Origin of the sequence: Flavobacterium kingsejongi (assembly GCF_003076475.1) — a bacterium.
GTDB lineage: Bacteria > Bacteroidota > Bacteroidia > Flavobacteriales > Flavobacteriaceae > Flavobacterium > Flavobacterium kingsejongi.
In genome coordinates, this window is record NZ_CP020919.1 from 1,203,875 (window position 1) to 1,216,234 (window position 12,360).

The window sequence follows — 12,360 nt, forward strand, 5'->3', positions numbered from 1 at the left end:
CTCAAAACTAAAAAAAGTCCTTGAGAATTGCATATTTGAGACCTGCGCTCCGACAGGAGTCCGAGTAAAAAACAGAAAAAGAGGCTATTTCACGAGTTGTGAGACAGCCTCTTTTTTTTGCTAAAATTTTTAGGGTAGTGAAAACGGTAATCCTAAAAATAAATGGTTATAGTTTAAAGTATATAATTATCCTATTTCAAGCCTTCCCATTCAGCATAAAACTGGGACAGGAAAGTTTCCATATACCGGTGGCGTTCCTGAGCAATTTTTTTTCCGGTTGTGGTATTCATCAGGTCTTTGAGCAATAATAGTTTCTCATAAAAATGATTGATAGTCGGAGTGTTGCTTTTTTTATATTCTTCTTTGGACATGGTAAGGTTAGGTGCAATATCCGGATTATAGAGTGGCCTGTTTTTAAAGCCCCCATAATTAAAGGTGCGTGCAATCCCTATGGCACCCAAAGCATCGAGACGATCGGCATCCTGTACGATCGCCAACTCAGGAGAGGAAAACTTCCGTTCAAAATTCCCGCCTTTATAAGAGATGTTTTCGATAATATTTATGACATGCGCAATGATAGCTTCCGGTACATTTTCACTTTCCAGAAAGTTGCGGGCGACCCTCGGGCCTACGGTTTCATCACCATTATGAAATTTGCTATCGGCAATGTCATGCAATAGTGCGCCGAGTTCTATAATTAAAAGATTGGCATTTTCTTCTTTGGCAATCAGGAGGGCATTTTTATACACTCTTTCAATATGGAACCAATCGTGCCCGCCTTCTGCATTTTGAAGTTGTTCCTGTACGAAGATTTTGGTTTTGGCGATCAGGTCGGTATGTTTCATGTTTTAGGTATTAAAAAAATCCTTTCTTGTGGAAAGGATTTTTAAAGATTATAATTTTGCAGGTTCTACCCATTTAAAGATGTGTGATTCCTGTGGGATAATGATTCGCTCTGAAATACGGGCCATACGAGCCGGAAGTTTCATCAGGTAATCCCGGGCTTTTTCGGCTTCATCTGTCAGGCCGGTGACTTTGGAAATCTCCCATTTGTCAATCAGCTTTTGCATGATATCGACATAATCATTAGCAGTATACACTCCAATTCGTTGTGCAGAATCTGAAAATTGCTCGAAAGCACTGCTGATCTTTTCTCCGGATTCCCTTAGGAATTGTGCCGGCATAACAATCTTTTGCTTCATCATGTATTGAAAAGCAAGCATCATTTCGCTCGGGTCAACCTGGAAAATACGCGTTACAAATTCGCTATAGGCATGGTGGTGACGCATTTCGTCTCCAGCAATCATACGACACATTTTAGACAATTTATTATCACCAAATTTCTTGGCCAGTTGGGATACGCGGTTGTGGGAAACATAGGTAGCCAATTCCTGGAAACTGGTGTATACGAAGTTTTTATACGGATCTCTTCCGGTTCCAATATCAAAACCGTCATTGATGAGGTGTTGGGTGGTCATTTCGATTTCGCGCATGTTGACACGCCCGGACAGATAAAGGTATTTATTCAGTAGATCCCCGTGACGGTTTTCTTCACCGGTCCATTGTCTTACCCATTTGGACCATCCGTTTCCTTTACCATCATTGTCATTTTGGTCTATTCCTTCTACATCCATTAACCAGGATTCGTAAGTAGGCAAAGCCTCTTCGGTAATGGTATCTCCTACAAGCACTACCCAGAAATCATATGGCATTTCTTTGGCCAGTTCACGTAATTCTTTTACTTCGTCAAAAAAGGTATCCTTTTGCGAATCCGGCAAAAAATCCGTGGGCTGCCAAATTTTCTCAACAGGAATCAGGAATTGTTCGACAAAAGTGTCGACATTTTTTTCCAGAAACTGCATCACTTCCAGACGTACGTTTTTAATTGACATATTGTTATTTTTGTATATTAATATCTTTGATGACCGCGTTTTCGGTTCGTTCTAAAATTTCGCCGAAAGGTAGGTCTTTTATTGGAAAGGCTTCTTGTGTTTTGATGGTTAATCGGTTTCCAAGGCCGAGGGGGAACATACCCCAGCGTACCATTTTCCAGGAATTATTAATCGTTACAGGTACAATGTACGCAGAAGGAGCGTATTTACAAAGGATTTTAAGACCGCTTTCTGAAAAGCGTTTTGGGATCCCGGTCTTGCTTCGCGTCCCTTCCGGAAAGATTACTGCCGACCGTTTGTATAATTCGATGTATTCTGACATTCCTTTTATTGCGGGCAAAGCCTGTTTTGGATCTTTCCGGTCAATCAGCACCGAGCCTCCATGTTTTAAATTATAAGACACACTTGGTATGCCTTTTCCCAACTCTTTTTTGCTGATAAATTTCGGATGAAATTTCCGCATGAACCAGATCAGGGCGGGAATATCATATAAACTCTGATGATTGGCTACTATTATTAACGGAATCCCGGCAGGTACGGTTTCCAAATTTTCAACTTTATAGGTAGTACCGAGTAAATGCGTGGTGCGTACCAGGCAGAAATTCAGGTAATCTACACTTTTTTTATGTGCCTGATAACCAAAGAGATTAAGGCATACCCATTGGATTGGATGAAATATCGCAAGGAAGGATCCAAAAACAAGGTAATAAATTACCGATATGGGATATGAAATTAACTTTTGCATGCGGGTTGAAATTATTTGCAAAAATAGTAAAAACGTTGGTAAAATTTGCTATAATTTCTCAATTAGCCCCGATGGTAGCGGCATCCTTTTCTTTTTGCTTCCAAAAGAAAAGATATAGCGGACAGCGGGACCGAAGTTTCTATAAAAACAGACTGGCCTGCTCCCTGATTTTTGTACTGTTTCTTAGAAATAAAGCATAAAAAAATCCCGGGTTTTGAGGCCCGGGATTTAGTACTATTGTGATTGGATAATTACCAGATTTTCACACGATTTTCAGGAGCGATATACATTCCGTCTCCTTTTTTGATTGAAAAGGCATCGTAAAAAGCGTCAACATTTTGTAATGGCACATAGGCACGGTAGATTCCAGGGGAGTGTGGATCTGTTTTTACCTGATTTTTGATAGCCTCGTCACGTGCTTTTGTTCTCCAGATGGTTGCCCATGAAAGGAAAAAGCGTTGTTCCGGAGTATAGCCGTCAATTAATCCAGGGTTTCCGTTTTCTTTCAGGTACAATTGCAATCCGTCATAGGCTGCATTTACACCACCAAGGTCACCAATATTTTCTCCCAGTGTAAATTTACCATCTACAAATGTTCCTGGAAGCGGTTGTAATTTGCTGTATTGGTCTGCTAAAGCAGTCCCTAATCCTGTAAATTGATCTAAGTCACTTTCAGACCACCAGTCTACTAAATTTCCATTAGCATCATAACGCGCTCCGGAATCATCAAAACCGTGAGAGATTTCATGGCCGATTACTGCACCAATACCACCATAGTTTACCGCTTCATCTGCACGATAATCATAGAAAGGAGGTTGCAGAATCGCTGCCGGGAATACGATTTCATTGTAGGATGGGTTGAAATAAGCATTGACCACTTGCGGTGCCATAAACCATTCGTCTTTGTCTACCGGTTTGTTCAGTTTTGCTATATTTTCATCAAATCTCCATTTGGTTGCATTTTTCATGTTTTCAAACAGGGTACCGCCTTCTTCCGGGCTTTTGATTGTCAGGGCAGAATAATCTTTCCATTTATCAGGGTAACCAATTTTGATTTTTGATTTGTGCAGTTTCTCGATTGCTTTTTGTTTGGTTTCTTTCGTCATCCAAGGCAATCTGTTGATTCTGTTTTCAAAAGCCAGGAATACATTTTTGATCATTTTTTCTGCTTTCTCTTTGGCTTCGGCAGGAAATTTTTTCTCAACATATAATTTACCCAATGCTTCTCCAACAGTTCCATTCACAGTCTGAAGTGCATTTTCTTCTCTTGGTTTCTGCTTGATAGCACCACCTAAGGTTTTACTGTAAAAATCCCAGTTGGTTTTTTCAATACTGGTTGTAAGTGTATTGGCAGATTCGTTAATTAATAACCAACGCATGTAAGCTTTCCACTCTTCTACATTGTTCTTTTTCAGGATTTCCTGTAAAGCGGTCATGTATTTTGGCTCTGATACTACAATTGTAGACACATTTTTGATCCCTACACCGCTTAAATAAGCATTCCAGTCGATAATCGGAGTCAGTTTCTGTAATTCAGCAACGGTCATCGGATTGTATGATTTTCGGCTGTCTCTGCTTTCTACACGGTCCATTCTTGGTTTGGCCATAGAAGTTTCAAACGCAAGGATCCCTTGTGCATGTTTTTTAGCTTCTGCTGGTTTTTCACCAAGGTATTCCAACATTTTAGCTACGTGTAGTACGTATTTTTCGCGTTTTTCTTTGGAGTCAGCATCATCAGAAACATAATAATCACGGTCTGGAAGCCCTAAGCTACCAGGTGCCAGTGTTACCACATTTTTGTTACTATCTTTTTCATCAGCCCCTACATATACACCAAAAAAGCCTAAACCTCCATAAGGTTCCATTTCGGTAAGGAGTTTTTGAAGATCAGCCACATTTTTAACGGCATTGATTTTTTTGAGATATGGTTTTAATGGTGCAATTCCCTGTTTGTTCCTTGCAACAGTATCCATAATAGTTTTGTACAGGTTCACTGCTTTCCCCTGATCAGTATTGGACTTGTATTTTGCATCTTTACTGGCTTCGTTCAGGATGGCTAAAGCATCTCTGTCGGTTTTTTGGCGCAGCTCGTCAAAACTTCCCCAACGGGTTCTGTCATTTGGAATCTGAGTAGCATCCAGCCATTTTCCGTTTACAAAACGAAAGAAATCATCATTTGGTTTTACCGATTTATCCATATAGGAAGTATTAATTCCGATAGGCTCGCCCTTTTGGCTGTTTTGGGCAGAAATACTATTGGCAACAACTAATGACAACATTGTTGCGAATAATGTTTTTTTATCCATTTTCATTCTGTATTTTTAAAGATTACCCAACAAAAATATCAATTTAATGCATAGTAATGATTTTTAAGTATGTTAAATACGGATCGGTTAACAGATTTTAAGTTTTAACAGTCAATTATAAATCTCATTCTTAGGCGCTGCGTTTATCTTTTGTATTTTTGCAGCAAATTCTATAGTATGCATTTCTTCAGGAGGTACCGCTTTTTCTTTATCGTATTATTCGTTCTATCGGCTATAATTATTACGTTATTCTATAACGTACTGGACCAGCCGAAAAGACTGAAAATTTACAGTCCTTCTGATGTGAATCCGGAAATGGTGGACAGTTCGATTTCTTTTATCCGTAAAGACCATCATATTGAAGATTTTTCGTTTACCAATCAGAACGGTAAGACAATTACCCAGGATGATTATGCCGGAAAAATATATGTTGCCGATTTTTTCTTCACCACCTGCCAGACCATTTGCCCAATCATGACGGATAATATGGTATGGCTTCAGGAACAGATAAAAGACAATCCAAAAGTGATGCTGCTGTCACATTCCGTTACTCCCGATACCGATACTCCGGAAGTATTAAAAGCGTATGCCCTGAAAAAAGGGGTTTTGGACGCCAAATGGAATTTGGTCACCGGTACTAAAAAAGATATTTATGGGATTGCCAGGAAATCGTATCTCGCTGTTAAAACCGGAAAACCGGAGGAAATGTACGATATGGTACATACCGAAAACTTTATATTAGTGGATAGCAAACGCAGGATTCGTGGCTTTTATGACGGAACCAAAATGGAAGACATGAAAAAACTGGTAGGCGATATCAAAATTTTATCGGAGGATTAGTATTTTATTTTAGATCATAATCGAAGCTGGTATTGTACTTGGTTTTGAGTCTCCATTTTGAATAGTCAATGTGTGGCAGTCCAATACTTTTGCGCAATGAATCCAGTTTTTTAGGATATTGTAAAGGCATTAGTTCTTTATAGTTTTTATTCATGGTGCCATAGAGCTGTGTTTCCGCTCCATAACTCAGCATCAGTTTATCAAAAGGTCCTGCGTAAATATAAGGTGGACAATCGCCATTGATCACATACTGTTTTAATTTAGATAAAAGCTCTTCTTGTAATTGTATAGGATCTGCATGCAAAAAGAGGGCATTTAAATTTACATTTTTTTGATTTAGGGAATAGCTGCCTATTTTCTTACGGCTCGGATATCCTTTTTCGGATAAAATCATTTGTAGTTTTTGGCGATTGATACGGTCTACTTTTTTCATAGTATCCATATTAAAGACGCTTGCAATTCGGCATTCTTTATCTTGTGCTAACATTATTTCAACAGTAAGGCGTAATTCCAAATCCAGACTATTGCGGTACTCCTCATATAGTTGTGCGATATCAGCATCACTGAATTTACTTAAAACCAAAGCCCTGTTGAGCAATTGTGATTGATTAAACAACCATTGTTTTTAGAGGACTGAAAGTAAAGAAAATCGAAAATAATTCTAAAAAACAGCTGCAGTTTTTATGTTCCTGCTTAAAATCCTGCGAATGAATGCCATTTGTATTTAAAAGATAAAAAAAATACTCATTTACCAGAAGTGAATAACGCTGTGGCTATAACCAATCAACAGGACAATTGTATGCTATTCTCCATAATAATCGCTACTTTTGTAATCTGAATTCAATCTAAATAAGCTTTGAGAACTACAATAGCTCAATTAAAGAAAGGCGATAAAGCCATTATTAAAGAATTTGACCTCAACAATATTCCGCTGAAATTATTGGAAATGGGATGTCTTCCGGGTAACACTGTGGAATTAATCCAAACAGCTCCATTCGGTGATCCTCTTTATTTAAATGTAAATGACAGCCATCTGGCAATCCGGTTGGAAACGGCGAACGAAATTGAAGTTGAAATCCAAACCCGAAATGCGCAGTAATGAGTCATAAAACGATCAAAATAGCTTTAATAGGAAATCCGAATACCGGTAAAACGTCAGTCTTTAACCAATTGACCGGATTAAACCAAAAAGTAGGGAATTATCCTGGAATCACTGTAGAAAAAAAACAAGGCTCCGCTAAGCTTCCCGACAATCACAGGGGAATTATTATCGATTTGCCAGGAACCTATAGCCTGAATGCAAGTTCACTGGATGAAAATGTTGCGGTAGAATTGCTCCTGAATAAAAATGATAAAGACTTTCCGGATGTTGCTGTAGTCGTTACTGATGTAGAAAATCTGAAGCGGAATCTGCTATTGTTTACGCAAATTAAGGATTTGGAAATCCCGACAATCCTTGTGATTAATATGTCGGATCGGATGGAATACAAAGGGATTTCATTAGATATCCCGTATTTAGAGGAACATTTAAAAACGAAAATAGCACTGGTAAGTTCCCGTAAAGGACATGGGATAGAAGCGTTGAGAGCGTTGATTGTAAACTATAAATCCCTCTCTTCGGAATCCTGCCTCCACGCTTCCACGATTGATGTAGATTATTTTAACAGCCTTCGGCAGGCATTCCCAGGTCAGTTGTTATATAAATTATGGCTGGTGATTACACAGGATGTCAATTTTTCCAACCTGCCACGGATTGAAGTTGAAAATCATTCTTTTGCCAAGACCAAACCGGAACTGAAAAGGCTGCAACAGAAAGAAACAATAAAGCGCTACCAGTTCATTAATGATGTCCTGAAAGTAGGTTATACTGTTGATGCTACGGTCGCAAAAGATCTTCGTAGCAGGCTTGACCGTGTATTGACGCATAAAGTATTTGGTTACCTGATTTTCTTCGGGATATTACTCCTGATTTTCCAGGCGATTTTTGACTGGTCGAGTGTCCCGATGGATTTCATTGATGGCGCATTTACCGATCTGAGTGCGTATGCCAATGAACACTTGCCGCCAGGCGTTTTTACGAATCTGATCAGCCAGGGAATTATTCCGGGTATCGGGGGTATTGTAATTTTTATTCCCCAGATTGCCATATTGTTCCTCTTTATATCGGTACTTGAAGAGAGTGGTTATATGAGCCGGGTGGTGTTCCTGATGGACAAAATCATGCGCAAATTTGGACTGAGTGGTAAAAGTATTGTACCGTTAATTTCGGGTACGGCCTGTGCTATTCCGGCAATTATGGCGACACGAAATATCGAAAACTGGAAGGAACGCCTGATCACCATACTGGTTACGCCATTTACGACCTGCTCCGCACGGCTTCCGGTGTATACGATTATTATTTCATTGGTAATCCCCAACGAAAAAGTATTAGGCATCTTCAATATGCAGGGATTGACATTGATGCTGTTGTACCTCCTTGGGTTTACCGCGGCTATTGTTTCTGCCTATATTTTAAATAAGATCCTCAAAATAAAGGCAAAAACCTTTTTTGTGATTGAAATGCCCAATTATAAACTGCCACTATCCAAAAATGTTCTTTATAATGTGATTGAAAAAACCAAAGCATTTGTTTTTGGTGCGGGTAAAATTATATTAGCCATCTCAATTATATTATGGTTTTTGGCTTCTTATGGCCCGGGCAGGAATTTTACCCATGCCGAAGAAATCGTGACAGCACAGCATACTGAAGCACCAATTTCCGACCATGATCTTGAAAATGAGATCGCATCATTTAAACTTGAAAATTCGTACATCGGATTGTTAGGCAGGGGAATCGAGCCGGTCATCAAACCATTAGGATATGATTGGAAAATAGGGATTGCAATCATTAGTTCTTTTGCTGCACGGGAAGTTTTTGTAGGTACGCTGGCAACCATTTATAGTGTAGGCGATAGTGAAAACGAAACGACGATCAAGAATAAAATGGCAGCTGAAATTCATCCGGATACCGGTGAAAAAGTATTCAATCTGGCTGCAGGGGTTTCATTATTGCTTTTTTATGCTTTTGCATTGCAATGTGCCAGTACGCTGGCCATAACCAAAAAGGAAACCAACAGCTGGAAATGGCCGATGATACAGTTGTTTTCCATGAGTGGCTTTGCCTATCTGACCGCCTTTATAGCCTATCAGATTTTAAAATAATAAGTTATGATACAGGAAGTATTAGTTGTCTTGGCATTAGTAATTGCCGTAGGCTTTTTGGTAAAGAAATTCTTTTTCAAAAAGAAAAAGTCCGGAGATTGCGGAGAAGACAATTGTGGATGTCACTAATTGCTTTCTCCGAATAGTCTCAATGGTGTAAATTTTACTTCTTTTTTAGGATAAAAGCGGCTTCAATAGCTTTGCTTTGTTTTTCTGAAACGGTAGCCGTTCTTTTTAGTTTGCCAATGAATTCAGCTACTTCTTCAGGTGTAGCCGGGCAACCCAGATTTTCTCCTTTGCTGTTAAAAGCATTTTCCAGCGGTTTCCCATTCTCATCATAAATAATCCAAAAAGGGATTCCCACATTTTCCGCTTTGAATTCTTTCAGGATAGTTTCGGCTCCCGGGTTTTCCAATTTTTTGTTTTGTTTGGATTCCTGAACAACAAGATGGGTGATGACATAATTCTTTTCAAAAAACGTTTTATTGGCAGCGCTGTACATATTGCTTTCCATCTTTTTGCACCAACTGCACCAGGAGGCATGGAAGAGTACGAATACTTTTTTGTGTTCTTTTTTGGCTTGGTGTACCGCTTTTTCTAAAATTACAGAAGCGTGTTCCTGTGCTTTTAATTGGGAAAAGCTCCCGATCAGGAAGAGGCAAAGCACTATTGTTTTTAATTTCATAAAGGGAATAGAATTGGTTAATAGCGAATAATACTGCAATGTATAAAATTAACGGTTTATCGGTTATTACAAAATTTAAAAAAGTTGCAATACAATCTTTATTCTTCTTTTACGATCAGCAGAGGTATGGATACGCGGTGGCGCACACCATCCACTGTAGTTCCTAAAATAAGATCTTTGAACCAGTTATGGCCATGTGCTCCCATGATTAAGATATCAAAATTACCATTATTTACAATTTTTGAGATCCCATCTTTTGGATTTCCAAATTCCAGTTTTACCGTAACATCATACCCGATGCTTTCCAGTTTGTGTTTGTAGCGTTGCAGGTACTCACTATCGCTGGACGTCTCATAATCCTCAATCTGATTCCCATAAACCATAGCGCCTACTGTTTCAACGATATGAATGATCGTGTAATGCGCATTTTTACCACCCAATTGCAAAGCACTACTGATGCTCTTGCTATCGGTTTTGGAAAAATCAAGCGATATGGCAATATTGGAGTAAACCACGGGGGCATTCATATCAGAGACTGTGATCTCATCAATATGGGGAACGTGCTTGGTCACTCTTTTGTTCTTATCGATTAGGGGTTTAAAAGTGATGTATAGCAGTAATAGTACGGCAGCAAAAGCCAGCGGAACAACAAATATCCAGATCCATACGGCATCTTCAGAAGTGGTTACCCAGGAGTGGATTTCGTCATAGACCAGTTTCGCATTTAGGGCAACAATAATAAGTGTGATGATCCAGGAAGCGATTCTCATGATCCGCCCAATTTCGAATCCGTCCATTTTTGATTTATCACTGACAAAATGGATCAAAGGAATAATAGCAAATCCCAATTGGAGGCTCAGGATAACCTGGCTTAAGATCAGTAATTTTCCGGTTCCTTCTTCACCATAGTAAAGAATGGCCAAAAACGCTGGGACAATTGCGATCAGTCTTGTAACCACACGACGCACCCAGGGTTGAATCCTCAGGTTCAGGTAGCCTTCCATTACGATTTGGCCGGCTAATGTTCCGGTGATGGTGGAACTTTGTCCCGCGGCGATCAGGGCCAGGGCAAAGAGTGCCGGAGCCCATTTTGAGCCTAATAACGGTTCCAGCATTTTATGGGCATCCTGTATTTCGGCGATTTCAAACATACCATTTTTGTAGAAAGTTGCAGCGGCTAAAATCAGTATGGCAGCATTGACAAAAAAGGCGAGGTTAAGAGCTATAAAGGAATCGAGGAAATTATACTTCAGGGCCTGTTTTATTCCCTTAGGTGATCGGTCATATTTCCGGGTTTGTACCAATGAGGAATGCAGGTAGAGGTTGTGGGGCATAACGGTAGCACCGATAATTCCTATTGCGATATAAAGAGCAGTACTGTTTGGAATCGTAGGGATAAATCCTTTTACCACTTCTGAAACATCCGGTTTGGCGAGGAACATTTCAGTAAGAAAAGAAAGGCCAATAATTGCGATCAAAGCAATGATAAAAGCTTCCATTTTTTTAATCCCTTTGTTCATCAGGAAGAGCAACAGGAAAGTGTCCAGCATAGTAATGCTCACTCCCCATAATAAAGGAAGGTCAAATAAAAGCTGTAGCCCGATGGCCATACCGAGTACTTCAGCCAGGTCACAGGCTGCAATAGCGATTTCGGCAAGCCCGTACAAGACATAATTAATTCCTTTAGAATAGGTTTCCCGGGAGGCTTGTGCCAAATCCCTGCGACGGACGATCCCGAGACGCGCACTAAGGCTCTGCAGTAAAAGAGCCATAATGTTAGACATGAGCAATACCCATATCAGCTGATAGCCAAACTGGCTTCCGCCGGCAATATCGGTAGCCCAGTTCCCCGGATCCATATAGCCCACGCTGACCATGTAGGCAGGGCCAAAAAAGGCCAGGATCTTTTTCCATGTAGACGTATTCTGAATAACTGAAACCGATTCATGGACTTCATCAAGCGAGTTAGTGCTGTGCTTCATAAATTAGACTTTTTTGACATACAGATTGGAAGTGATCTTATCGGATAATACCTTTTCTCCAAATTCGGTGTGAATCACTACCGAATTATCAAATTTCTCTTTCTGCACCATAGTAATGGATGTTCCCAGTGCTAAAGCCATTTTATCAAGATACTGCAGGAATTCTTTGGACGAATCCTTAACACCGACTAGTATTACTTTTTCATTCAGGTGTACTTTGGACAACAGGATTTTCTCCTGCACATAAAAGTTCCCTTCTTTGTCCGGAATGGGATCACCATGTGGGTCTTCTTTCGGATATTCCAGGAATTCATCCAGTTTATCAATGAGTTTGGTAGATTTGATATGCTCTAATTGTTCTGCGACATCGTGTACCTCATCCCAGCTAAAACCCAGTTTTTCCAGCAGGAATACTTCCCATAAACGGTGTTTACGGATGATCATCAGCGCAGAAGCACGCCCTTTATCGGTTAGTGTAACGCCCTGGTATTTTTTATAGGCTACAAGCTCCTTTTCTGCCAGTTTCTGAACCATATCAGTTACTGATGACGGTTTGCTTTCCATGACATTTGCGATGGAGTTGGTGTTTACATTTTTGGTGGCATTTACCGAAAGATGGTAAATTTCTTTAAGATAATTTTCTTCAGAATGAGTCATAACCAGGGGTTTGTCTAACAAAAATAAACTTTTAATTGGTTTTTAGATTATT

Annotated in this window: 12 protein-coding genes; 4 read left to right on the top strand and 8 right to left on the bottom strand. The window is 39.7% G+C overall.

Features of this window, described 5'->3' with window-relative positions; translation table 11 throughout:
• Positions 1–191: 191 nt before the first annotated feature.
• From FK004_RS04970 to FK004_RS04990, 4 genes are all read right to left on the bottom strand, one after another.
• Positions 192–845 (bottom strand): HD domain-containing protein, encoded by a 654-nt coding sequence (locus FK004_RS04970; protein ID WP_108736274.1) that lies wholly within the window; start codon positions 843–845, stop codon positions 192–194.
• Between the two features lie 48 nt (positions 846–893).
• Positions 894–1,892: an acyl-ACP desaturase gene (locus tag FK004_RS04975; protein WP_108736275.1), complete on the bottom strand. Its 999-nt coding sequence runs from the start codon at positions 1,890–1,892 to the stop codon at positions 894–896.
• 4 nt (positions 1,893–1,896) lie between these two features.
• On the bottom strand, positions 1,897–2,637 hold the full coding sequence (locus tag FK004_RS04980) for a lysophospholipid acyltransferase family protein (RefSeq protein WP_108736276.1): 741 nt from the start codon (positions 2,635–2,637) through the stop codon (positions 1,897–1,899).
• A gap of 251 nt (positions 2,638–2,888) precedes the next feature.
• Positions 2,889–4,949, bottom strand: a complete 2,061-nt coding sequence (locus FK004_RS04990) for a M13 family metallopeptidase (RefSeq protein WP_420358888.1) — start codon at positions 4,947–4,949, stop codon at positions 2,889–2,891.
• A gap of 171 nt (positions 4,950–5,120) precedes the next feature.
• Here FK004_RS04990 and FK004_RS04995 point away from each other — a divergent pair, with 171 nt between their 5' ends.
• Complete coding sequence (locus FK004_RS04995) at positions 5,121–5,783, top strand: SCO family protein (protein WP_108736278.1); 663 nt, start codon at positions 5,121–5,123, stop codon at positions 5,781–5,783.
• Between the two features lie 4 nt (positions 5,784–5,787).
• Here FK004_RS04995 and FK004_RS05000 read toward each other — a convergent pair whose 3' ends face one another.
• Positions 5,788–6,399 (bottom strand): hypothetical protein, encoded by a 612-nt coding sequence (locus tag FK004_RS05000; protein WP_108736279.1) that lies wholly within the window; start codon positions 6,397–6,399, stop codon positions 5,788–5,790.
• Between the two features lie 240 nt (positions 6,400–6,639).
• Here FK004_RS05000 and FK004_RS05005 point away from each other — a divergent pair, with 240 nt between their 5' ends.
• From FK004_RS05005 to FK004_RS05015, 3 genes are read left to right on the top strand one after another with little or no spacing between them, the layout of a single operon-like run.
• Entirely contained in the window at positions 6,640–6,882 is a 243-nt protein-coding gene (locus tag FK004_RS05005) for a FeoA family protein (RefSeq protein WP_108736280.1), read from the top strand.
• Positions 6,882–8,984 carry a ferrous iron transport protein B gene (gene feoB / locus FK004_RS05010; protein WP_108736281.1) on the top strand — a complete coding sequence of 701 codons (2,103 nt, stop codon included), beginning with the start codon at positions 6,882–6,884 and terminating at the stop codon, positions 8,982–8,984. Before FK004_RS05005 ends, feoB begins: the two co-directional genes overlap by 1 nt.
• 6 nt (positions 8,985–8,990) lie before the next feature.
• Positions 8,991–9,113: a FeoB-associated Cys-rich membrane protein gene (locus FK004_RS05015; RefSeq protein ID WP_108736282.1), complete on the top strand. Its 123-nt coding sequence runs from the start codon at positions 8,991–8,993 to the stop codon at positions 9,111–9,113.
• 34 nt (positions 9,114–9,147) lie between these two features.
• On the opposite strand, the gene FK004_RS05020 is transcribed toward FK004_RS05015, so the two are convergent.
• From FK004_RS05020 to FK004_RS05030, 3 genes are all read right to left on the bottom strand, one after another.
• Positions 9,148–9,669 (bottom strand): thioredoxin family protein, encoded by a 522-nt coding sequence (locus FK004_RS05020; RefSeq protein ID WP_108736283.1) that lies wholly within the window; start codon positions 9,667–9,669, stop codon positions 9,148–9,150.
• Between the two features lie 98 nt (positions 9,670–9,767).
• Positions 9,768–11,651 (bottom strand): Nramp family divalent metal transporter, encoded by a 1,884-nt coding sequence (locus FK004_RS05025; protein WP_108736284.1) that lies wholly within the window; start codon positions 11,649–11,651, stop codon positions 9,768–9,770.
• Between the two features lie 3 nt (positions 11,652–11,654).
• Positions 11,655–12,308, bottom strand: a complete 654-nt coding sequence (locus tag FK004_RS05030; protein WP_108736285.1) for a metal-dependent transcriptional regulator — start codon at positions 12,306–12,308, stop codon at positions 11,655–11,657.
• Positions 12,309–12,360 lie beyond the last annotated feature (52 nt).